Genomic DNA, 21186 nt, shown 5'->3' with positions numbered 1-21186 from the left:
CGTGGCTTCGCCAAGGCGGCCCTGCTTCCACTCGCAATCGGCCTCATCAGGCCGCGCGAGGCGGCCGCGGATTCCGACATGATCGCGCAGATGCGCGACATCGTCGCCAACGAGCTGGCGCCGACCGCGACGCCGGACCAACCGGGCGGCCTCGCCGCCGCACTCTATGCCGGCCGCCATGTCGAGTTTTTCAACTACGGCTTTGCCGACGACGCAACGCGACGGCCGGTGACATCGGACACGTTGTTCAACCTCGGCTCGCTGCGCAAACCGTTCGAGGCGGCGCTGGTCGCGCTCGGCACGCTTCGCGGCGAGTTGCGGCTCGACGATCCCCTGCCGAAATACCTGCCCGAGCTCACCGGCGACACCATCCGCCGCGTCACCGTCGGCGAGCTCGTCACGCACACGTCGGGACTGCTGCTGCCGACCGACCATCCGCCCTGGCCCAACGAGCAATTCTCGCGCGCGCAGTTCATCGAGATGCTCAACACATGGAGACCGCGGACTGGCGAAGCGCCCGGCAGGCAGCGCATCTACAGCCATGCCGGCTATGTGCTGCTCCAGCTCGTGCTCGAACGCTGTTACGGCGCGCCGATCGCAACCCAGTTCGAACAGCGCATCTTCAAGCCGCTGGGCATGACCGCGACCTCGGTGCCCGAACGCGGCGAGGACAACCGCGCCGTCATGGATGCTGCGTGGATGCAGCGGGTCGTCCAGGGCTATTCGGATCAGGGCATCGCGATCGGCCCGCCCGGCAACCAGCAGAGCTATTTCGACTTTCCCGGCACCGGCCAGGTGTTCTCTTCGCCGCGGGATCTTTCGACCTTCGTTGCGGCCTGCGTCGATGGCCGCTCGGTCGATCCGCACTTGCGCGAGGCATTGCGGATGACGCAGCACGAGGCCTTCCGCGTCGACGAGAAATTCGGGCAAGGCATGGCCTGGGAGACGGTGCATCTTCCCGAGGCCACCGTTGTCGACAAGCCGGGCGGCCTCAACAATGCCTCCGGCTATATCGGCCTCGTGCCGTCGCGGCGGATCGGCATCGTGCTGCTGGCCAATCGCGGCGAATATCCGCACGAGATCGCGCGCTACAGGATCCTGCCGGCGCTGGCGAAGCTCGTGGCCTCGCATTGAACCCGGCTCTCGAAACGGAAAGCCCCGGCTGAGCCGGGGCTTTCCGCACCAGATTCGGAACGGGATGAATCTCAGTATCTGGCGACGACCGGTCCGCCGAACTTGTAGTTCACGCCGACGCGCACGATGTTCGACTTGAGATCGACGGAGTGGGTGAAGGTCTGGGCTGCCAACGCCAAACCGATATTCAGATTGTTGCTGGTCATGCTGCTGCGACCGAGATCGACGTAGAGGTATTCGGCCTTGAGCGACCAGCCATTGCCCACCGCGTATTCGCCGCCGAGGCCGGCGGTCCAGCCGACGCGGGTGTCGCGGATCGATCCGGACTCGGTCGCGCCCGCAAAAGTATCGGTAAAGGTGAAGTTGCCCTTGACCTCGGCGATCGCCGCGCCGCCGGTGGCATAAAGCAGCCAGCTCGGCGTTGCGAGGAAGCCGATGCGGCCGCGGATGGTGGCGAGCCAGTCGGCCGAGACCGACGACGACACGGTAAAGCCGGTCGGCGCGCAGCAGGGATAAAACGCCGAGCCGGTCGCACTGCCCTTGAAGCCGAAATAATTGATGTCGCCTTCGAGGCCGAGCACTGCGTTGTTGACCTGCCAGTTGTAGCCGGCGGTGAAGCCTCCGGTCACGCCGGAGCTGTTGATGTGCTGGGCGCCGACCGCCGCGATGGCATCCACGCTTGAGTTCGCGAAATACGTGGCCACCGGAAACAGCGTCGTGGTAGCCGGGTTCGCGCTGCCCCACTGCCCGCCGACATTGCCGCCGACGTAAAATCCGGTCCAGTTGTAGGCCGCCGCCATCATCGGTGCCTTGGTGTAATGCGCCGCGAGGTCGGCCGCCTGCACGGATGCAGTGCCCAAAACAACCGAAGCGACCGCCAGCAAAAACTTCTTCATTCCAGTCTCCTTGCCCACGCGATCAGCTCGCGTTTCAAATGCGCGCGGGCGGGAGGCATCCGGCGCAGATCGGGCATAGGCTGCCGGCCTCGTTCCGTCTTGGGCTGCGGCGAAGTTCATAGAGACTGTGACGTAGTGTGCGCCCCACGTCGTGCGAACGGATGAGGAGTGTGGCCCGTGAGCCACGCCACATCCTTCATCGGCGGCGCGCAGCGCGCGGCCGTGTCGCATCACGACAAGGTCCGCGCGAACGTGATGCGAATCCGCCGGCGTCAGACCGAGCGCGTCAGCCCGCCGTCCACACGGATGTTCTGGCCGGTGATGTAGGCTGCGCCGTCGGACGCCAGGAACGAGATCGTCGCCGCGATCTCCTCGACCTTGCCGTAGCGCTTCATCGGCACGCTGTCGCGGCGCGCATCCAGCTGCGGCAGGCTGTCGATCCAGCCCGGCAGCACGTTGTTCATGCGGATGTTGTCGGCGGCATGGGTGTCGGTGAAGATCTTGGTGAAGGCGGCAAGGCCTGCGCGGAACACCGCCGAGGTCGGAAACATCGCGCTCGGCTCGAATGCCCAGGCGGTCGAGATGTTGATGATGGCGCCGCTCTTCTGCGCCTGCATCACCGGCGTCACCAGCCGCGTCGGCCGGATCACGTTGAGCAGATACGTATCGAGGCCGGTGTGCCACTGCTCGTCGGTAATCTCCGTGATCGGCGCGCGCGGTCCATGGCCCGCACTGTTGACGAGCACGTCGATGCGCCCCCACTTCGCCATCGCGTCGTCGACGAGACGCTTCAGATCGTCATTCGACTTGTTGGAACCGGTGACGCCAAGCCCGCCGAGTTCGGCCGCCAGCGCCTCGCCCTTGCCGGAGGACGACAGGATCGCGACGCGAAAGCCGTCGGCCGCAAGCCGCCGCGCGGCCCCTGCCCCCATGCCGCTGCCGCCGGCGGTGACGAGTGCGACTTTCTCTGCTGCCATGACCGATCATCCCTGTCTTGAGGCGAGCCGCGGGCCCGGCCTATCATGAGGCCTTCTACCGCCAGACTTGCCGGCAGGTCCACCGTCGAAGGCATCCGTCATGAGCGATTTGCAGATCCGCAATCTGCGCCCCGAGGAGATCTCCATCGCCATCGACTGGGCCGCGGCCGAGGGCTGGAATCCGGGCCTGTCCGATGCCGCCTGTTTCGCGATCCCCGACGCGCAAGGCTTCTTCGTCGGCGAGCTCGGCGGCGAGCCGGTCGCGACCATCTCCTGCGTCAATTACGATGACCGCTTCGCCTTTCTCGGCTTCTACATCGTGCGCGAAAGTTTTCGCGGCTCCGGCCACGGCCTGCGCATCTGGAACGCGGCGATCGCGCATGCGCGTCCCCGCGTGATCGGCCTCGACGGCGTCGTCGCGCAGCAGGACAATTACAGAAAGTCCGGCTTCCAGCTTGCCTACGCCAATATCCGCTATGGCGGCACCGTCGCCGCGCCACCGGGGTCACCCGCCGACGTCGTCGCGCTCGACACCATCCCGTTCGCACTCGTTGAAGCCGACGATGCCACGGTCTTTCCCGCGCAGCGCAGTGCCTTCCTGCGCGCCTGGATCAAGACATCAGGCCATGTCGGCCGCGCGCTGCTGCGCGACGGCAAGCTCGCCGCATGGGGCGTGATCCGCCCGTGCCGGACCGGTCGCAAGATCGGCCCGCTCGTCGCCGACGATCGCGCGGCGGCCGAAGCGGTCGTGCAGGCCTTGCTGGCGAGCGCGGACGGCGGCGAAGTCTTCCTCGATCTCCCCGCCGTCAATCGCGAGGCCATCGCACTCGCGGAACAGCTCGGCCTCAAGCCGGTGTTCGAGACGGCGCGAATGTACACCGGGCCGATCCCGCCGTTGCGGCTCGACCGCGTCTTCGGCGTGACCAGCTTCGAGCTGGGTTAGCGCAACGCGCCGCTCAGTAGCAGCGCATGATGTTGACGGTGTGATCGCCGCCGCCACGGCCGGGCACCGTCACCTGCTCCGTCGGGCAGCTCGGCACATAGGGCCGGTCCGACGGCACCACGTTGGGCGGGAAGCGATGCGTCCAGTCCCAGGGAACGTCATAGGTGTAGGTGTAGCGCACGTCGTTGGAGAGCGGCGGTCCGGCATCGGCGAAGGGCTGGCCATAGCCTGCACTGTCGTAGAAGAACCCGCCTCCGCCCGGCCAATAGACCCACGGCGTGTTGCGGCCGCGGAACCGCGCACCCGGCGCGATCGGCGGACGCATTGCCGCAGTCGGCGGCGCCGCAGTGAACCCATGCGGAGCGGCGCCGCCGGGCCTTGAAAAACTGTCGCTGGACGAAAGGAGCAGCGCGGCTGCGCTGAGCGAGGCGAGCAGCGCCCCAAATGATCTGCCATGTGATCTGGACATCATGATACGCACCAACTCGTTTGGCTTCGGCGGCTCCCCACCGCAGGCTAGGCCGGGCTGTCGCCCACCCGCAAACGTATAATTAATTATTGGTTAAGACACGGGATTAACGGGGAACCCGGTGCGGCAGAACGCCCGGAATTCTGTGCTGATTTCAGACACTTCGTTCCCACGGCGTGTCGCTTGATGATGAGTAGATCATGTCAGCCGAATGGGTCCGGAACGACGGCCCACCTTCCCGGTGGACGGTGGGCCTTCGTGCGTCAGCGGCCCTGGTGCTTGCGCAGCCAATCGAGCATGTCCTGCGCATTTCCGGTGCCCTGCGTCACGATCGCGGTGTTTCCGCCGCTGCGCCGGTACACGGTGGTGCGCCCGGGCTCTTTCTCGATCCTGACCTCGGCCTGCGCGGGATCGCCGCTTTGCGTGATCGCCGCCGTCCCGTTTTCGTCCTGGACCACCGTGGTATGGCCATCGCCGGCTCCGGCCGGTGCCATCGCAACCACGCTCATGAATCCTATTCCGGATGCGAGCAGGAGCAATCTCATGTCATACCTCCATCATCGGCCGAACTGAAAGATCGCCAGCCAGTTGAAACGTCCGAACTGCCTTACCGCTCCCGAGTTCATGTCGCCGATCTGAAGCAGGAGCGCGTTGGTGGAATTGCCGATCTGGGTGATTTCGGCGGTGTTGCTGACGCCGGACTGACCGATCGCCGCGTTGGTGGTGCCGCCCACCTGGATCACATTGGCATAGTTGCGCGTGCCGTTCTGGATGATGGTCGCATCCACCGTTCCCGTTCCGCCGATCTGGATCACCCGCGCGATATTGATGCGGCTGTTCTCCTCGATCGTAACAGGTTGAACGTCGTTGCCGAATTGCACGATCGTCTCGATGCTCACGTTCCGGTTGGTCACGCTGCGCTGGACCGATCCGGCCGGCGCCGGCGTCGCCATGCCGACGGCGACAAGCAACGCCGCCGCGGCCAGAACCCGCTTCAAGACCTCTCTGCCGCACCGCATCGCGCTTCCCCGCTGGTTCCCGACGCCGATGAGTTCGCGCGTCCTTACGGACCGGTCTGGACGATCGTCGACTTGTTGACCGTGCTGAATTGCGCCACCGTGCCCGTGTTCATGGCGCCGAGCTGCGACACCAGACTGGTCGCCGACTGGCCGGTCTGGCCGACGAAGACGAAATTGTTCGTCCCGGCCTGCCCGATCGAGGCCGAATTCGTCCCGCCGAATTGCAGGACGCCCGTGGCATTGTTGGTGCCATTCTGGACGACGGTCGCACTGGTGCTGCCGCCGATCATGAACACGCCCGCCATGTTGAGCTGACTGTTCTGGTTCAGCACGACCGGCGGTCCGCCGACCGACACGATGGTCTTGATGTCGGCGGTCTGGGCGCCGGCCGATCCGGCGCCGGCGCAGCCGAGAGCGAGCATTGCGGCACTCGCGCTTCCCAAGAGACGTTTCAAGAGACGTTTCATGACGTGCCTCACCACTTCCGAATTGCTCACGGTGTCTGCTGGAGAATCGTCGAGCCGTTCAGGATTCCGAGCTGCCCGACGCCGGCCACATTGTTCGCGCCGATCTGGCCGATCAGGCTCGAATTGGCGCCGCCGATTTGGCCGGTCAGCGCCGTGTTGGACGCCGTCGCGGTGGTGCCGCCCTGCCCGGTCACCGCGGTGTTCACGGTGAGCAGCGAGCCCGTCTGCAAGGTGGTCGCCGTATTGGTCGCGCCGAACTGCAACGTCGTGGCGCTGTTGCTGGTTGAGCCCGTCTGCGAGATGAAGGAGTTGTTGGTCGTGCCGAACTGCAGCACGCTCGCCGAGTTGCCGGCCTCTGCATCGACGGCAGTCAGCGCACCGAGCGCCGCGACCATCGCAACGAGATAGGTGATCCGCATGTCATTTCCTCCAGAATGGCCCGGACGCACCGCAACTGGGTGCGCCCGGCCGAACGGTACGTGGGTCAGTGCGCCGTCTGCGAGACGGTGCTGCCGTTGACGCCGAACACGCTGAGCTGGCCGACGCCGGCGGAGTTGTTCTGGAGCGCGGCGGGTCCGAACGAATTCTGCGTGATCGCACTGGTGTTGTTGCCGAACGCCACCTGGCCGGTGGTGGCCGAGTTCTGCACGCCGATCTGGTTGACCGTGCTGGCGTTGTTGAGCGAGGCAGAGCTGGTTCCCTGCATCGTGGACGCAGTGTTCACGAGGCCGAGCTGGCTGGTCGAGGAAGTGTCATTGGTGAGACCGTTCTGCGTGACGCTCGAGCCGTTCACGAGGCCGACCTGCACCGTGGTCGAGGTGTTGGCAGCCTGCGCCGCGGAGGACAGGGCGAGCACGGCAATGGAAGCAAAAAACAATTTACGCATGGAGTATTCCTTTCGGGCCAAGTTGTTTGACTGGGTTCGGATGCCGGTCCTGAATGCGACTGACATCGTGGGAATACTCTGAACTGATCATGTGCCGCGCGACAGACTGCAGTTCATGCTAATCGGTACGGACTAGACGTTGCGCGGCATGTCGCCACTCGCAACCTCAGTTTTGCGGCTGTCCCGCGCCGGCGCGCGTCGTCTCCGCTTCGCGTCCCATGCTGTCGATCAGCCGCGCCACCTCGATCGGCGAACGCAGCTCCAGCTTTCGCATCATCCGGGCGCGATGGACCTTCACCGTCACTTCGCTCACGCCAAGCCTCGCCGCGATCTGCTTGGCGACGAGCCCCTCGGCCATCAGCAGCATGATCTCGCGCTCCCTCGCCGTCAGCGTCTCGATGCGCTGCCGGGCGTCGCGCACGGCATCTTCGCGCTCGATCCGCCTGCGGTCGCGCTCGATGCCATGCCTGATCGCGTCGAGGATCTCCTGCTCGCGAAAGGGTTTTGGCAGGAATTCGACCGCGCCGCGCTTCATCGCCTCGACCGAGACGCGGACGTCGGAGTGGCCGCTGATGAAGATGATCGGAATGGACACGCCCGTCTCGGCGAGCCGGCGCTGCAGCTCGAGACCGGTCGGCGACGTCCCGGGAAAGCGAACGTCGAGTACGAGGCACGAAGGCCCGCCGGAAAGACTCTCCGCCAGAAACTCGTCGGTCGAGGCAAACAATCTCACCTGGTGTCCGGTCTCCTCGCAGAGACTTCCAATCGCAGTTCGAATCTGAACCTCGTCGTCAACGACGTAAACCGTGGCTTGACCTGAACTCATGGCAAACGGACTCCCCGGCTTGGGACTCGATGAGCAAGCAACGAGCCATCCATTCTTCTTGCAAGCGAGATCAAGGCGCTCGGATGAATTCGCGCAGATCGAACGAGTCTCGTCGATCCACCGGTACGACGTCTTAGGGCCAACACTCCGTGAAGACGAGTGAAGGCGTTCACACTTCGGGCTTCGTGATTGCGGGGATTCGGTCCGGCCACCGGCGGCATCGCGGCGAGATGCAGCATCGGGCATGCGGCAATCCGGCATCCTGGCCGCGATATCGCCGACTGCGTCATGGCGTCACTACCCATGGGCTGACGCGAACGCCGGCGACTGACCGCCTCGGCCAGATCATACGGGACGTTCAGCCAGCTTATCGAGTTCGATACCGCGCGCAACCTCTGGCATACGCCGGGTATTCGATTCACGCAAATCACGAAAGGTCGCGCCCGCGCATTTTACTTCTGGATCGTTCAGCGCGCCCGACCGTCGCCCCGGTCGCGACGACATACTGACGTATCGATATTGATTTCGACAATTTGCAACCATAGCGCGATCTCGCTCAGCGCCGGCAACGAAGCCATTTCAAGCAGGCGGGTTTTTGATATGCGATTTGTGCCAATTATTGCCCTGCTCGGAACTGCATGCGGCCTCGCCGCAGTCTTCGCCGCGGAGCCGGCCGTCGTCGCGGGCGCCGCCGGAAGCGCGGCAGACACGGCGGCTCACGCCTATGACTCGACGAAGCGGCTGCTCGTGCCGGGCGGGCGCGAAGCTTCGGCCTTCGGGTCGGATGCGCCAATGTTCCGCTATGCCGCGATCCAGCGCGGCAGCATCGAGCAGACGATCACCGTCACCGGCGCGCTACAGCCGGTCAAGACGATCGAGGTCGGCTCCCAGCTGTCGGGGCAGCTCGCCCGGGTCTATGTCGACTTCAACGACACCGTCAGCAATGACCAGCCGCTCGCCCTGATCGATCCGCGCAGCTTCGCGGCCAAGGTCGACGAAGCCAAGGCGTCCCTGGCGGTCTCCAATTCCCTGGTCGACATCGCGCGCGCCAAGCTCGATCGCGCCAGGATCGACCTGCAGAACGCCAAGGGCAGCCGCGACGTGCTCGCCGCCAAGCTCGAGAGCGCCCAGGCGGTCAAGAGCTCGGCACAGAAGACCTTGCAGCGCAAGCTGGCGCTCCAGTCGCAAAACGTGGTGGCGACGACGACGGTCGACGACGCGCAGACCGAGTTCACGGCACGTCTGGCCCAGGAGCGCGAGGCCGAGGTCCTCATGTCGCTCAACGCCTACTCCGTGGACGGCGTGCAGGCCGACGTCCGCCGGATCGAAGCCGAGCTGCAACAGGCCCGAATGGCGGTGCCGGAGAAGGCGGCCGTTCTCGCCGCGGCGCAGGCCGATCTCGACCGCACCGTGATTCGCTCGCCGATCGACGGCGTCGTCGTCGGCAGGTTCGTCAACGAGGGCCAGACGCTCGCGGTCGGGCTGGAGTCGCGCACCACCTTCGTGGTCGCCCATCGCCTGGAAGACATGGAGATTCACGCCCAGGTCGACGAGGCCGATATCGGGCGCATCGCCTCCGGACAGCGCGCCTATTTCACGGTGGATGCCTACCCCGACCGCCGCTTCGAGGCCGTGGTGCGGCAGGTGCGCAAGGCGCCGCAGAACCAGCAGCACGTCGTCACCTACACCGTCGTGCTGTCGACCTCCAATCTCGACGGCGCGCTGCTGCCTGGCATGACGGCCCTGGTGAAGATCGTGATCGAGCGGCAGGACGACGTGCTGAAGGTGCCGCTCGCCGCGCTGCGTTTCCAGCCGTCCGGCGCGCGTCCGGACCCGACCACCGCGCACAGCGGCGTGTGGGTGCGCACTGCCGGCGGCTCGCTCCAGCGCATTGCGGTGACGGTCGGCGCGGCCGGAACCGAACAGGTCGCGCTCAAGAGCGGCGACCTCGTCGAAGGCAGCCAGGTCGCCGTCGGCCAGGCCATCCGGCCGGCGGGCATGGAGTTTTTCGGAATCAGGTTCGGATCATGACCGCCCCCCTTCCCCTCATCAGTCTCCGGTCCGTATCCAGGACCTATCGCACCGACGGGGTCGCGGTGGCGGCGGTGCGCAACGTCAGCTTCGACATCGCGCAGGGAGAGATCGTCGCCGTGATGGGACCGTCGGGCTCCGGCAAGTCGACGCTGATGAACATGATCGGGCTGCTCGACCTGCCAAGCGAAGGCGAGGTCCATCTCGAGGGAGCGAATGTCGCCGAGCTCTCGGAAGATCGCCGGTCGTCCTTGCGCGCCCGCAGCATCGGCTTCGTGTTCCAGTCCTACAATCTGCTCGCGCGCCACAATGCGATCGAGAACGTCGCACTGCCGCTGGTCTATTGCGGCGTCAGCCGCAAGGCGCGCCTGGCGCGCGCCGAACAGAGCCTTCAGGCCGTCGGCATGCTGCACCGGGCCCATCACTTTCCGCGACAGCTCTCGGGCGGCGAGCAGCAGCGCGTCGCGATCGCGCGCGCACTGATCGCCTCCCCGCTGATCGTGCTCGCCGACGAGCCGACCGGCGCGCTCGACAGCCGCACCGGCGCCGAGATCCTGGCGCTGTTCGCCGCGCTCAACCGGACCGGCCAGACCATCGTGATGATCACGCATGACCCCGGCATCGCGACCCAGTGCCGGCGCACGATCCGCCTGCACGACGGCGAGCTCGTCGGCGACGAGACGCTGGTTCCGCTGCTGCCGAAACGGAGCGCCGTGTCATGACGATGCTCCAGGGTTTTCAGATCGCCCTGCACGCCCTGCGCCTCAATCCATTGCGCAGCTTCCTCACCATGCTCGGCATCGTGATCGGCGTCGCCTCGATCGTGACGGTGTTTGCGATCGGGTCCGGCGCACAGCTTCGCCTCCAGGAGCAGATCCGCTCGATCGGCGCCAACGTGCTGATGATCACGCCGGGCGCGGTCTATCAGGGCGGCGTGCGCCTCAAGGACGGCAGCAAGCTGACGATGACCGAGAGCGACGTACAGGCCATCCTCGAGCAGATTCCGGAGATCCAGGCCGCGGCCGGCTCGATCGCCGGAACGGCGCAGGTCATCCACGAGAGCAAGAACTGGAATACGACCATCAACGGCACGACGACGGGTCACTTCATGGTGCGCGACTGGCAGCTCGCGGCCGGACGCTATTTCTCCGGCACCGAAGAGGCCGGCGCCGGCAAGGTCGTGATCCTCGGCAGCACGGTCGCACGCGAGCTGTTCGCGCCGGGCGACGATCCGATCGGCGCGCAGATCAGGATCATGAAGGTCCCGCTCGAAGTGGTCGGCGTGCTCGATCGCAAGGGCCCGGCGCAGGACGACGTCGCCTTCGTGCCGCTCAGCACGGCCAAGCTGCGCTTCCTCGGCAGCGCGAGCAACATCAACCGGGATTCGGTCGCCTACATCATCGCCAAGGTGGCCGCGGACGGTCAGATGGCGGGCGCGCGATCGGAGATCGAAAGCCTGCTGCGGCAGCGCCACCGTATCCCCGCCGGCCAGGAGGACGACTTCAAGGTCCAGGATCCGGCCGCCGCCATGGAAGCGCAGCAGGGCGCGATCCGCACCGTGGCGCTCCTGCTCGTCGCCATCGCCTCGGTCTCGCTGCTCGTCGGCGGCATCAGCATCATGAATGTGATGATCGTCTCGGTCACCGAGCGCACGCGGGAGATCGGAATCCGCCGCGCGCTTGGCGGCCGGATGCGGGACATCCGCCTCCAGTTTCTCTGCGAGGCGCTCGTCCTCTGCCTGCTCGGCGGCGCCATCGGCGTTGCCGGCGGCATCACGCTCTCGATGACCGTCGCCCGCATGGCCGGATGGATCACCTCGATCGACGGCGAGGCGATCGGCCTTGCCCTCGTCTTCTCGATCGCGACCGGCCTGATCTTCGGCTTCTACCCCGCCCACAAGGCGTCCAGACTCAGCCCGATCGAGGCGCTCAAGACGGAGTGAGAAGATGCCCGGGGGCGGCCGCATCAACCAGAAGACCAGGGAGGAGCCAGTCATGAGCCCGGATCCGAAGGATTCGATTACACCGACGCCGCGTGAGCGTGAGCTGATGATGTTGATCGCGCGGGGCATGCAGAACAAGAACATCGCCTACGAGCTCAAGATCTCGGAGAACACGGTGCGGGCGCATATCGGCAACATCATGCGCAAATACCGCCTCCAGAACCGGACCCAGATCGCGATCATCTATGCGCTCAAGACAGCCCCGCTTTCGCTGCGGCGCGATCGGAGCAGGAGCGCCGCCAACCCGGCCGCCGTCAAGCCGGCACAGGCCCTCGCGCAGGCTCCGCGGGTGCCGACGGCGCCGGAATGACCGCCCCGGCCACAATCCCTTGGCAGCCCGTCGGGCAAGACACCCAAGACCGGGGTCAAGCGACCAGCATCGAAATAATTCTATTTATTCGAATTCGGAATTTTGTTAGATATTATTCACTCCGGCCCAAGGAAGAGGGGCGTATCGCGATCGTCACGACACGCGGGCCGGGCAGCGGTGGACGCAGGCTTCACTGGCGCGAAGGCTTCGCAGGGCGGAGAGCCGTGAGCGAAAAGCGTCGCGCACACGACCGGTGCAGCTTGCGTACGGCAAAATCGTGTGGTCCTGGCGCCCGGGGTCTGTGCGTCAAGTCTTGCGGTGATGTTGCGGCCCGACCGGGTACGCGCATCAGTCATCCGCACGGCGACGGGGGCAATAGTGCATCGCTCCCCGGGGAGCTCACGACATAAGCCGTTCCAACCATCCGCGCAGGGAAGGCCGGGATGTCTCCGGTTGCCCTGTGGTTTTTCCGCCTGTGCTTTGTAGCGCAGCCTATCTTGCGCACAGGCGGCCATGGGAGCCAGCCGGCTCCCGGCCTTCCCTGCGCCCTCTTTCATTGATGAGGGTGAGGCGACAAAGCAAAACTCGGGCGAAACGCGCCGCGAGGATGCGGAAGTGCGTCTGCTCGAATGCCAGCGTTGCTGCGAGCACCGATCTGTGACCGTCACCCTGAGGTGCTCGGCTTGCGAGCGTCCGCATCGCAAGCCTCGCACATCAGGATGACGGGATGGATACTGTCACTGCGGAAAGATTCTGGATTGCTTCGCTGCGCTCGCAATGACGAGGTTGATGCAGTTTGCGCACGCCCCTCTCCAACGTCGTCCTGGCGAAAGCCAGGACCCATTACCCCGGGTCAGCGTGGTCTTGGCGCGATGGGGCCCCCAGCGGTCGCGACAACGCGGTTCGGCGGCTATGGGTCCTGGCTTTCGCCAGGACGACACCGAGGGTGTTGCCGCCGCCCCCCCAGCCCTCTTGCATCGGCAACAGGTCTTGTAACAAAACTGTCACGCAGCAAAACTAAACGATGGCAGGGCCGCGGTCGCGGCCGTGCCGCCTCACCGTTAGGAGAGATTTGATGCGCCGTTCACTGGTGTTGCTGTCCGCCGGACTGACTGTGCTGTCCACCGGACTTTCCACAGGACTTGCCTCCGCCCAAAACAACACCCCCCGCAACCTCATCCTGTTCATCCCCGACGGGCTGCGCGCGCTGAAGGTCACCCCTGAGACGACCCCCGCGATGGCCGAGGTTCGCGACAAGGGCGTCAACTTCAAGAACCCGCACTCCCTCTTCCCGACCTTCACGATGGCCAACGGCTCGGCGATGTCGACCGGCCACTATCTCGGCGACACCGGCGTGTTCTCCAACACGATCTGGACCAACTACACCTCCACGCCCGCCGGCGACACCGTGGTCCCCTTCATCGAGAACGACGCCGTGCTCGGCGACATCGACGAGCATTTCAAGGGCGACTATCTCAACGAAGAGACCATTCTGAAGATGGCCCGCGACAAGGGGCTGAGCACGGCGGCGATCGGCAAGGTCGGCCCGACCTACCAGTTCGACCACACCGACAAGCCCGAGAAGCCCGGCCTGCATTCGGTCGTGTTCGACGACTCCACCGGCGGCAAGAACGGCGTGGCGCTGTCGGACGAGGTGAAGGCGGCGCTGACCAAGGCCGGCCTGCCCCTCGCCACGCCGCCGCGCGGCGACAACAGCAAGGCCGGCGATGCCAAGACGCCCGGCACCACCGTCGCCAACGTCGCGCAGCAGGCCTATTTCGCCGACGTCGCCGCCAAGGTGGTGCTGCCGATGTTCAAGGCGCGCAACAAGCCGTTCGTCCTGGTGTTCTGGTCGCGCGATCCTGATGGCAGCCAGCACAACACCGGCGACAGCCTCAACCAGATCTCGCCCGGCATCAACGGGCCGACCTCGATGGCCGGCATCAGGAACGCCGACAACAACCTCGCCCAGCTCCGCAAGGCGCTCGACGAGCTCGGGCTCGCCGCCTCGACCAACATCATCGTCTCCGCCGATCACGGCTTCTCGACCATCTCCAAGGAAAGCAAGACCAGCCCCTCGGCCAAGGTCAGCTATGACGACACGCCGAAGGACTTCCTGCCGATGGGCTTCTTGGCGCTCGACCTTGCCAAGGCGCTCGACCTGCCGCTGTTCGACCCCAACGACAAGAACGCGAAGATCGAGGGCAACAAACATCCCAAGGCCGGCAACGGCGTGCTCGGCAAGGATCCGGAAAAGCCCGATCTCGTCGTCGCCACCAATGGCGGCTCGGACCTGGTCTACCTGCCCAGCAAGGACAAGAAGCTGGCGGTGAAGACGATCAAGGCCCTGCTCGAGCAGGATTACGTCTCCGGCCTGTTCGTCGACGACTCGCTCGGCCGCTTCCCCGGCACGCTGCCGCTGTCGCGCATCAATCTGCGCGGCAAGGCGGCGACGCCGACGCCGTCGATCGTCGTCAACTTCCGCTCCTATGCCAGCGATTGCGGCGAGGCGCCGACCAACTGCTCGGTGCAGGTCGCCGACACCGTGCTGCGCCAGGGCCAGGGCATGCATGGCAGCTTCAGCCGCGGCGACACCATGAACTTCATGGCGGCGATCGGTCCGGACTTCAAAGCCGGCTATGTCGACGAGATCCCGGTCAGCAATGCCGACGTCGGCATGACCGCCGCCCAGCTGATGGGCCTGCGCGGCGCCCACAACGGCGGCCTGATCGGCCGCGTGATGTCGGAGGCCCTGCCCAACGGCGTCGTGCCGAAGGCATTCAAGGGCGTCGAGAAGTCGAAGATGTCCGAGAACGGCCTTCAGACCGTGCTCAACGTCCAGCGCGTCGGCAGCCAGCGTTATTTCGACGCCGCCGGCTTCCCGGGCCGCACGCTCGGCCTCGAGCCGGACACCGGCAAACAAAAAACGGCGAGGAAATAACCCCGCCGCTCCTTCGCGCTCTCAAGAGACGCAAATCTACACGCCGATGTCGAACACGTTCGGCCATTGGCCCGCCAGAGGCAGCGCGGTGGCGCCCAGGAAGGTCGCCACCATCGCCATCAGGCGACGGTTGTTCTGGCGCTTGCCGCGCATCTGGCCGGCGATCCACTCCAGCATCTCGCTGTTGACCTTGGAGGCATAGGACGGCGCCCAGCTCTCGATCTCGGTGTCGGCCGACAGCGCAACGCTGCGCGGCGGCACCTTCAGGCCCGAGGCGCTCGCGGCGTAGTGAGCCACGGCCTTGGCAAGCAGGTCGTCGAACCGGCCGCCATCGCTGCGCTCGGTCGCGGCCTCGTTGATCTCGAACAGCGCCTCGGCTTCGGCGCGGCTGACCGGCTGGTCGTTGACGGCGGTGGCGGTCAGGATGCGCGTGCACCAGGCGGTGTCATCGGCATCGAGCGAACGGGAAAAGTGCACCCGGCCCTTGGTGGTCGGGCCTTCGCCCGTGATCACGCCGTCGCGCACGATAGAGAGAGCATGAGCCGCGGTATCGCGGCAGGACGGTTCGAGGGACGGCGACTCAACAGACTTAGGCGCAGCGGCAGACATAGTTCACTTCCAGATTTCTTCTGATCGACCAGCATTTTCATGCGGGCGTAAAGGGGTGGTTAATGATTCGATACGGGGATCGCGACTTTTCTCAATGGTTGCCGATTAGTCGCTATGAGGACCATTTCGGTTCCGGAGAGCGTCGGGCGGGCGTGATGCGGGTCATAAAAGGCTTTATCGGGGCAATCGAGACCGTGAGGCTCCGGTGGAGATGTTTCGCCGCAGGTGCCGCTGTAACAGAAAGGTGCTAGGAAATCGGCTCTTCAGAGAAGGAATTCACATTTTACTTGAAGCGGTTCACTTGGCGTTCACTTGGCCTTCGCAAGTCCCTATACTGAGGGTGACGGCCAGTGACAAATTCACAAGCAAATTCAATGTGATGAGGTAGAACCATGACACTTCCGATTGGCGCCACCGCCCCCGACTTCGAAGCCGAGACCACCGAAGGGAAGATCAAGTTCCACGACTGGATCGGCAATAGTTGGGCGCTGTTGTTCTCGCACCCCAAGGACTTCACGCCGGTTTGTACGACCGAGCTCGGCGCGCTGGCCAAGCTGAAGCCGGAATTCGACAAGCGCGGCGTCAAGCTGATGGGCCTCTCGGTCGATCCGGTCGACCGTCACACGAAGTGGTCCGAGGACATCAAGGAGACGCAAGGCGCCGCCCCCAACTACCCGATGATCGGCGACATCGATTTCAACGTCTCCAAGCTCTACGAGATGCTGCCGGCCTCGACCTCGGGCGATCCCCTCACCCGCACGCCGGCCGACAACCAGACCGTCCGCAACGTCTTCATCATCGGGCCAGACAAGAAGATCAAGCTGGTGCTGGTCTATCCGATGACCACGGGCCGGAACTTCCAGGAAATCCTGCGCGTCGTCGACTCGCTCCAGCTCACCGCCAAGCATCGCGTCGCAACCCCGGCCGACTGGACGCAGGGCGAGGACGTGATCATCGCAGGCTCGGTCTCCAACGACGAGGCCAAGACGATCTACCCGCAGGGCTGGAAAGAGCCGAAGCCCTACATCCGGATCGTCCCGCAGCCGAAGTGACTTTTGGCGGCCGCGCCAAGCGGCCGCAAAAAATCATCCCGGGATGGTCCGAAGGACCAGACCCGGGATCTCGAGATTCTCTGGTGCGCAATTGCGCACCAGAGCTCGGTGCTTCGCACCGCCCCGGAATGACAGTGTTGGATCAGTTAAGCCGCGTGAACACGCTCGAGGAAGCCATCGACCTCGGCCTTCAGATGCAGGCTCTCGCCCGACAGCGCCTGCGCTGAGGCAAACATCCGGCTCGAGGTCTCGCCGGTCTCGCTCGCGCCCTTGGCGGCGTGACGGACGTTGACGGCGACCTCGGCCGTACCCGAGACCGCGGCGCGAACGCTGGCCACGATGTTGTGGGTCGCGCTCTTCTGCTGCTCGACCGCAGCCGAGATCGAGCCGGCGATGCCGCTGATGCGCTCGATGGTCTGGCTGATCGCCCTGATGGCGGCGACCGATTCCTCGGTCGCGAGCTGCATGCTGGCGATCTGGTTCGAGATCTCGTCGGTCGCCTTGGCGGTCTGGCCGGCGAGCGTCTTGACCTCCTGAGCCACGACCGCAAAACCGCGGCCGGCATCGCCGGCACGCGCGGCCTCGATGGTGGCGTTCAGCGCCAGGAGGTTGGTCTGCTCGGCGATGGAGGTGATCAGCTTGACGACGTCCCCGATGCGCGAGCCGGCCTCGGAGAGCTGCGCGATGCGCTGGTCGGTGGCCTCGGCCTGCCTCACCGCCTCGGCGGAGATCTCGTTCGATTCCTGCACGCGCCGGGTGATCTCGGAGATCGACTGGGACAGCTCGTCGGAGGCTGACGCCGCCGAACGCACGTGTTCCGAGGCGTCCTCGGACGCCCCGGCCGACTGCGCCGACAGATCGGCGGTCGAGCGTGCGGTGTCGGTCAATTGCCGCGCCACCCGCTCGAACTCGCCTGACGACGTCAGCACCTTGTCGAGGATGCCGCCGACGCTGCCGCGGAACTGCTCGACGAAGTTGCGCAGGTCGGCTTTGCGCTGCTCGACTGCGGCAGCCGTAGCCGCCGCCTGCTCGCTGCGCATGCGGGCTCGCTCCAGCGAATTGCTCTTGAACACGGCGACGGTGCGGGCGATCTCGCCGATCTCGTCGGCGCGATCCTCGCAGTCGATCTCGACGTCGCTCTGGCCGTTCGCCAGCGCCGTGAGCGAGCGCGTGACCGAGGTGAGCGGCCGGGTGACACGGCGGACGATCAGCAGGGTAAGGACCAGGACCAGCAGCGCGGCGAGCCCGGCGGCGGCGGCCATGCTCTCGATCGCCTGGGTCAGCATGCTCTCGAACTGGGCCATCGGGATGCCGACATAGAGAATGCCGGCGACCTTGCCGGTTGCGTCCGCGATCGGGAAATAGGCGGTCATGAAGGACTTGCCGAACAGAACGGCCGGGCCCTTGTAGGCCTCGCCACGGCGCAACAGGGCCTGGGCCGGATGATCGGCGGCAAGCTGGGTGCCGACGGCGCGGTCGCCATTCTCCTTCTTCACATTGGTCGAGCGGCGGACGAACTGCCCGCTCGCCTCGTCGAATGCGAACAGGGTCGCGTTGCCCCCGACATAGGACACCGCACGATCGACGATGGCGTGATCCTTGAACTCGGGCATCTTGGGGATCTCGGCGCGCGCGACCGCGCCATCCCTCACCGTGATCCTGGCGTCCGGAACGGTCTCGGCAAAGGCCAGCGCCAACGTGCGCAGATTGACCTCGATGTCGCGCAGCGCGCGATCATTGAAAGCGGACGTGAGCGACCAGTAGCCGGCGCCGACCACCAGCGCCGTGTTCACGGCGATCAGCAGCACGGCGCACAGGACGGCCTTGGTGCCAAGTTTGAACTGCGGCAGATACTTCGCCGTCGAAAGGCTGGACATGAATGGAATGACCCCCGTAATTCCTGCATAATCGTGCAAGGGGCTTACGGCCGCATTAACGGCGGTTCACGCCGCCCCATGCTTTACAAATTGTAAACGAGGGCACCCCTGACCACGCCAAGCGCGCCGCCCATCATCGTCTGGTTTCGCGATGACCTTCGTCTGGCCGATCACCCCGCCCTCCACGCCGCCACCAAGACTGGCGCGCTGGTGATCTGCCTCTATGTGCTGGACGAGACGGCCGGACGCGCGCCGGGCGGCGCGGTGCGCTGGTGGCTGGCGCGGTCGCTGCGGGCGCTCGCTGCCGAGATCGCCGCGCGCGGCGGGTCACTGTCCCTGCGCAAGGGACCGGCAGCCGCGGTGATCCCCGAGGTGGCGCGCGAGAGCGGCGCCAGCGCCGTCTACTGGAATGGGATCGCCCAGGCGCCGCATCAGGCGATCGAGCGGCAGCTCGAAGCGGCGCTGGCAAAGCTCGGCGTGGACTCGCAAAGCTTCCCGGGCGACCTCCTGGTCCCGCCCTCGGCCATCCGCAACAAGGACGGCCGGGGCTTGCGCGTGTTCACGCCGTTCTGGCGGCGCGTATTGTCGCTCGGCGATCCGCCAAAGCCCCTGCCCGCACCGAAGCAGCTGCGCCCGAGCGGGAAGATCACGAGCGAGACGCTGGAGAGCTGGAAGCTCGAGCCGAGCAAGCCCGATTGGGCGGGCGGCCTGCGCGAGCGCTGGAAGCCGGGCGAGACCTCCGCCCGCACGCGCCTGCGCGACTTTCTCAAACACAACGCGCGAGGCTATGTCAGCGATCGCGACCGCCCGGATCGGGAGGGCACCTCAGGCCTGTCGCCGCATCTGCGGTTCGGCGAGCTCAGCCCGCGGCAGGTCTGGCACGCCGCACGCTTCGCCGCGGACGCGGATCCGGCGCTCAGGCCCGGCTTCGAGAAATTCCTGAGCGAGCTCGGCTGGCGCGAGTTCTGCCGCCACCTCCTCCACGACCACCCCGACCTCGCCACCGAAAACCTGCAAGCGAACTTCGACGGCTTCCCGTGGCAGCCCGACGGAAAGGCGCTCGCCGCCTGGCAGCGCGGCCGCACCGGCTACCCGATCGTCGATGCCGGCCTGCGCGAGCTCTGGCACACCGGTGTGATGCACAACCGGGTGCGGATGGTGGCGGCGTCCTTCCTGGTCAAGCACCTCCTGATCGACTGGCGCGATGGCGAGGCCTGGTTCTGGGACACGCTGGTCGATGCGGATGCCGGCAGCAATCCCGCCAACTGGCAATGGGTCGCAGGCTGCGGCGCCGACGCTGCGCCCTACTTCCGCGTGTTCAATCCGCAGCTCCAGGGCGAGAAGTTCGATCCCGATGGAACCTATGTCCGGCGCTGGGTGCCGGAGCTGGAAGGACTGCCGGCGAAGCTGATCCACCAGCCCTGGCAGGCGACACCGATCGAGCTGGCGAGCGCCGGCGTCATGCTCGGCAAGACCTATCCGCAGCCGCTCGTCGATCACGCCAGGGGACGCGAGCGTGCGCTCTCCGCCTGCGCAAAGATCCGCAAAGGTTGAGGGTTGCTTTGACACAATTTTGAAACCCGCTATCGTCATCGCTCCATACAAACCGTGGGGGACGATATGGACGACGATAAGCCGATCACCGAACAGGCAATAGAGACGATCACCACCGCCGTGGAAACGACCAAGGACGCCGCAGTCACTGCCGTCAAGAAGGTCAGGAAAGCCGCCAAGAAGGTCGCGAAGAAAGTAGCGCCGAAGAAGGCCAAGAAGGCTTCCAAGAAGAAGGCCAAGAAGGCCGCAAAGAAGTCGTCGAAAAAAGCGGCCAAGAAGACCGCGAAGAAGGCCGTGAAGAAATCCGCGAAGAAGGCCGCCAAGAAGAAGAAGGCCAAGAAGTCCAAGCGCTGATCGCGCTCCCGAGAACGGACACGAACAGTCCTCCGGGTGCGAACGCGCCCGGAGGCATCTCCCGGCAACAACCTATCCTCGCCGCTTGGCTGCGCGCCGGCCCGGGTGATGGACCCCTTTCGGATCGCGAAATTCGCTGCGATGGCCGCGCCGGTCCTCCCTGGCAAAGCGCCGCCGTTTCTCAGGCGAGCCGAACTGCTTGATCACCCGCCTGCCGTTGACCTTCTTGATGACGTAGCCACCCTCGGTCATCGAGAACGGCTCCTTCAGCGTTCCCTTGTGGTCGAACTTGGTGCCGCGCGGATGCTCGAACGGCTCGAACCAGGATGGGTAGACGAAGTTCGACATTTCGAAGCCGTCGACGAAGAAGGAGTCCTCCTCCACGGCGTCGCAGACCTCATAGGCATATTGCGTGTTCCTGTTCTTGTCGGCCCAGAGATTGGCCATGGGGTCGAGCACCATCTCGAACAGCTCGTGCGAGGCCGCGACGCTGACGGGCTCCCCGTCCAGCGCCTTGACGAAGACCTTCGAGATCGGCTGGCCGCGATGCGTCAGCTCATGGCGCCCGAGCAGCCCCTCATGCGAGGCGTCGTCGAAATAGACGAGCTGCCAATCGGCAGGCTTCGGCTTCTTCGTGACGTAGAGATCGACCGGATAGCCCCACACCGGCAGGAAATGCTTGTCGTAACACTTCTGGAGCGCCGCGGTGAGCTGGCTCATTTTGTTGCCGCTGATCGACTCCTCCGCAAAGTTGATGCAGGCAATCCGGACCGGCCTCAGGGATCGGCCGAGCAGCGCACGTCTCGTCTTCTGCATGGACATCACCGCGTGAAAGGGAA

The 21186-nt window shown here is 65.4% G+C and carries 22 protein-coding genes; 10 read left to right on the top strand and 12 right to left on the bottom strand.

The window, feature by feature from the left end; all coding sequences use genetic code 11:
- The first annotated feature begins 78 nt into the window (after positions 1-78).
- A complete protein-coding gene (locus BM118_RS38450; protein WP_177235062.1) occupies positions 79-1134 on the top strand; it encodes a serine hydrolase in 1056 nt (351 codons plus the stop codon).
- A 71-nt stretch (positions 1135-1205) separates the two neighbouring features.
- On the opposite strand, the gene BM118_RS38445 is transcribed toward BM118_RS38450, so the two are convergent.
- Both BM118_RS38445 and BM118_RS38440 read right to left on the bottom strand, forming a co-directional pair.
- Positions 1206-2030, bottom strand: coding sequence for an outer membrane protein (locus BM118_RS38445; protein ID WP_092193016.1), 825 nt, complete (start codon positions 2028-2030; stop codon positions 1206-1208).
- Positions 2031-2302: 272 nt separating this feature from the next.
- Positions 2303-3007: an SDR family oxidoreductase gene (locus tag BM118_RS38440; protein WP_092193014.1), complete on the bottom strand. Its 705-nt coding sequence runs from the start codon at positions 3005-3007 to the stop codon at positions 2303-2305.
- Between the two features lie 100 nt (positions 3008-3107).
- On the opposite strand from BM118_RS38440, the gene BM118_RS38435 reads away from it, so the two are divergent.
- Positions 3108-3950: a GNAT family N-acetyltransferase gene (locus BM118_RS38435; RefSeq protein ID WP_092193012.1), complete on the top strand. Its 843-nt coding sequence runs from the start codon at positions 3108-3110 to the stop codon at positions 3948-3950.
- Between the two features lie 13 nt (positions 3951-3963).
- Here BM118_RS38435 and BM118_RS38430 read toward each other — a convergent pair whose 3' ends face one another.
- The 7 genes from BM118_RS38430 to BM118_RS38400 form a co-directional block, all read right to left on the bottom strand.
- On the bottom strand, positions 3964-4422 hold the full coding sequence (locus BM118_RS38430) for a hypothetical protein (RefSeq protein ID WP_177235061.1): 459 nt from the start codon (positions 4420-4422) through the stop codon (positions 3964-3966).
- 260 nt (positions 4423-4682) lie between these two features.
- Entirely contained in the window at positions 4683-4964 is a 282-nt protein-coding gene (locus BM118_RS38425) for a hypothetical protein (RefSeq protein WP_092193010.1), read from the bottom strand.
- A 12-nt stretch (positions 4965-4976) separates the two neighbouring features.
- Positions 4977-5417, bottom strand: coding sequence for a curlin (locus BM118_RS38420; RefSeq protein WP_283806390.1), 441 nt, complete (start codon positions 5415-5417; stop codon positions 4977-4979).
- A 65-nt stretch (positions 5418-5482) separates the two neighbouring features.
- The gene (locus BM118_RS38415) at positions 5483-5905 is read right to left on the bottom strand and encodes a curlin (RefSeq protein ID WP_244550335.1); all 423 of its coding nucleotides are present in this window, start codon (positions 5903-5905) and stop codon (positions 5483-5485) included.
- Positions 5906-5931: 26 nt separating this feature from the next.
- Complete coding sequence (locus BM118_RS38410) at positions 5932-6324, bottom strand: curlin (protein WP_092193004.1); 393 nt, start codon at positions 6322-6324, stop codon at positions 5932-5934.
- 65 nt (positions 6325-6389) lie between these two features.
- Positions 6390-6791, bottom strand: coding sequence for a curlin subunit CsgB (locus BM118_RS38405; protein WP_177235060.1), 402 nt, complete (start codon positions 6789-6791; stop codon positions 6390-6392).
- 166 nt (positions 6792-6957) lie between these two features.
- Positions 6958-7617 carry a response regulator transcription factor gene (locus BM118_RS38400; RefSeq protein ID WP_092193000.1) on the bottom strand — a complete coding sequence of 220 codons (660 nt, stop codon included), beginning with the start codon at positions 7615-7617 and terminating at the stop codon, positions 6958-6960.
- Positions 7618-8217: 600 nt separating this feature from the next.
- On the opposite strand from BM118_RS38400, the gene BM118_RS38395 reads away from it, so the two are divergent.
- The 5 genes from BM118_RS38395 to BM118_RS38370 all read left to right on the top strand — a co-directional run bounded on the left by BM118_RS38395 (position 8218) and on the right by BM118_RS38370 (position 14901).
- Complete coding sequence (locus BM118_RS38395; RefSeq protein WP_092192998.1) at positions 8218-9648, top strand: efflux RND transporter periplasmic adaptor subunit; 1431 nt, start codon at positions 8218-8220, stop codon at positions 9646-9648.
- A complete protein-coding gene (locus tag BM118_RS38390; RefSeq protein ID WP_092192996.1) occupies positions 9645-10370 on the top strand; it encodes an ABC transporter ATP-binding protein in 726 nt (241 codons plus the stop codon). Before BM118_RS38395 ends, BM118_RS38390 begins: the two co-directional genes overlap by 4 nt.
- On the top strand, positions 10367-11590 hold the full coding sequence (locus tag BM118_RS38385) for an ABC transporter permease (RefSeq protein ID WP_092192994.1): 1224 nt from the start codon (positions 10367-10369) through the stop codon (positions 11588-11590). The genes BM118_RS38390 and BM118_RS38385 overlap by 4 nt, the downstream gene beginning before the upstream one ends.
- 52 nt (positions 11591-11642) lie before the next feature.
- Complete coding sequence (locus BM118_RS38380) at positions 11643-11960, top strand: response regulator transcription factor (protein WP_177235059.1); 318 nt, start codon at positions 11643-11645, stop codon at positions 11958-11960.
- A gap of 1075 nt (positions 11961-13035) precedes the next feature.
- Entirely contained in the window at positions 13036-14901 is a 1866-nt protein-coding gene (locus BM118_RS38370) for an alkaline phosphatase family protein (RefSeq protein WP_177235058.1), read from the top strand.
- A gap of 36 nt (positions 14902-14937) precedes the next feature.
- On the opposite strand, the gene BM118_RS38365 is transcribed toward BM118_RS38370, so the two are convergent.
- Positions 14938-15510: a hypothetical protein gene (locus BM118_RS38365; RefSeq protein ID WP_092192988.1), complete on the bottom strand. Its 573-nt coding sequence runs from the start codon at positions 15508-15510 to the stop codon at positions 14938-14940.
- A 392-nt stretch (positions 15511-15902) separates the two neighbouring features.
- Between BM118_RS38365 and BM118_RS38360 the strand changes: the two genes are divergently transcribed.
- Positions 15903-16562, top strand: coding sequence for a peroxiredoxin (locus BM118_RS38360; RefSeq protein ID WP_092192986.1), 660 nt, complete (start codon positions 15903-15905; stop codon positions 16560-16562).
- Between the two features lie 146 nt (positions 16563-16708).
- Here the strand turns inward: BM118_RS38360 and BM118_RS38355 are convergent, their stop codons facing one another.
- A complete protein-coding gene (locus tag BM118_RS38355; protein WP_092192984.1) occupies positions 16709-18439 on the bottom strand; it encodes a methyl-accepting chemotaxis protein in 1731 nt (576 codons plus the stop codon).
- A 162-nt stretch (positions 18440-18601) separates the two neighbouring features.
- Between BM118_RS38355 and BM118_RS38350 the strand changes: the two genes are divergently transcribed.
- Both BM118_RS38350 and BM118_RS38345 read left to right on the top strand, forming a co-directional pair.
- Positions 18602-19993 carry a cryptochrome/photolyase family protein gene (locus BM118_RS38350; protein ID WP_244550336.1) on the top strand — a complete coding sequence of 464 codons (1392 nt, stop codon included), beginning with the start codon at positions 18602-18604 and terminating at the stop codon, positions 19991-19993.
- Between the two features lie 66 nt (positions 19994-20059).
- A complete protein-coding gene (locus tag BM118_RS38345; RefSeq protein WP_177235057.1) occupies positions 20060-20347 on the top strand; it encodes a histone in 288 nt (95 codons plus the stop codon).
- Between the two features lie 72 nt (positions 20348-20419).
- Here the strand turns inward: BM118_RS38345 and BM118_RS38340 are convergent, their stop codons facing one another.
- The gene (locus BM118_RS38340) at positions 20420-21163 is read right to left on the bottom strand and encodes a hypothetical protein (protein ID WP_177235056.1); all 744 of its coding nucleotides are present in this window, start codon (positions 21161-21163) and stop codon (positions 20420-20422) included.
- Between the last annotated feature and the right edge of the window lie 23 nt (positions 21164-21186).

It is taken from the genome of Bradyrhizobium sp. cf659, assembly GCF_900113725.1.
Taxonomy (GTDB): Bacteria; Pseudomonadota; Alphaproteobacteria; order Rhizobiales; family Xanthobacteraceae; genus Bradyrhizobium.
This window is presented reverse-complemented; position numbering and strand designations above follow the sequence as displayed.

Excerpts from the sequence above, each read along its gene's own strand:
- BM118_RS38450 (WP_177235062.1), top strand. The coding sequence starts at position 79 with ATGATCGCGCAGATGCGCGACATCGTCGCCAACGAGCTGGCGCCGACC.
- BM118_RS38445 (WP_092193016.1), bottom strand. The coding sequence starts at position 2,030 with ATGAAGAAGTTTTTGCTGGCGGTCGCTTCGGTTGTTTTGGGCACTGCA.
- BM118_RS38440 (WP_092193014.1), bottom strand. The coding sequence starts at position 3,007 with ATGGCAGCAGAGAAAGTCGCACTCGTCACCGCCGGCGGCAGCGGCATG.
- BM118_RS38435 (WP_092193012.1), top strand. The coding sequence starts at position 3,108 with ATGAGCGATTTGCAGATCCGCAATCTGCGCCCCGAGGAGATCTCCATC.
- BM118_RS38430 (WP_177235061.1), bottom strand. The coding sequence starts at position 4,422 with ATGATGTCCAGATCACATGGCAGATCATTTGGGGCGCTGCTCGCCTCG.
- BM118_RS38425 (WP_092193010.1), bottom strand. The coding sequence starts at position 4,964 with ATGAGATTGCTCCTGCTCGCATCCGGAATAGGATTCATGAGCGTGGTT.
- BM118_RS38415 (WP_244550335.1), bottom strand. The coding sequence starts at position 5,905 with ATGAAACGTCTCTTGAAACGTCTCTTGGGAAGCGCGAGTGCCGCAATG.
- BM118_RS38410 (WP_092193004.1), bottom strand. The coding sequence starts at position 6,324 with ATGCGGATCACCTATCTCGTTGCGATGGTCGCGGCGCTCGGTGCGCTG.
- BM118_RS38405 (WP_177235060.1), bottom strand. The coding sequence starts at position 6,791 with ATGCGTAAATTGTTTTTTGCTTCCATTGCCGTGCTCGCCCTGTCCTCC.
- BM118_RS38400 (WP_092193000.1), bottom strand. The coding sequence starts at position 7,617 with ATGAGTTCAGGTCAAGCCACGGTTTACGTCGTTGACGACGAGGTTCAG.
- BM118_RS38395 (WP_092192998.1), top strand. The coding sequence starts at position 8,218 with ATGCGATTTGTGCCAATTATTGCCCTGCTCGGAACTGCATGCGGCCTC.
- BM118_RS38390 (WP_092192996.1), top strand. The coding sequence starts at position 9,645 with ATGACCGCCCCCCTTCCCCTCATCAGTCTCCGGTCCGTATCCAGGACC.
- BM118_RS38385 (WP_092192994.1), top strand. The coding sequence starts at position 10,367 with ATGACGATGCTCCAGGGTTTTCAGATCGCCCTGCACGCCCTGCGCCTC.
- BM118_RS38380 (WP_177235059.1), top strand. The coding sequence starts at position 11,643 with ATGAGCCCGGATCCGAAGGATTCGATTACACCGACGCCGCGTGAGCGT.
- BM118_RS38370 (WP_177235058.1), top strand. The coding sequence starts at position 13,036 with ATGCGCCGTTCACTGGTGTTGCTGTCCGCCGGACTGACTGTGCTGTCC.
- BM118_RS38365 (WP_092192988.1), bottom strand. The coding sequence starts at position 15,510 with ATGTCTGCCGCTGCGCCTAAGTCTGTTGAGTCGCCGTCCCTCGAACCG.
- BM118_RS38360 (WP_092192986.1), top strand. The coding sequence starts at position 15,903 with ATGACACTTCCGATTGGCGCCACCGCCCCCGACTTCGAAGCCGAGACC.
- BM118_RS38355 (WP_092192984.1), bottom strand. The coding sequence starts at position 18,439 with ATGTCCAGCCTTTCGACGGCGAAGTATCTGCCGCAGTTCAAACTTGGC.
- BM118_RS38345 (WP_177235057.1), top strand. The coding sequence starts at position 20,060 with ATGGACGACGATAAGCCGATCACCGAACAGGCAATAGAGACGATCACC.
- BM118_RS38340 (WP_177235056.1), bottom strand. The coding sequence starts at position 21,163 with ATGCAGAAGACGAGACGTGCGCTGCTCGGCCGATCCCTGAGGCCGGTC.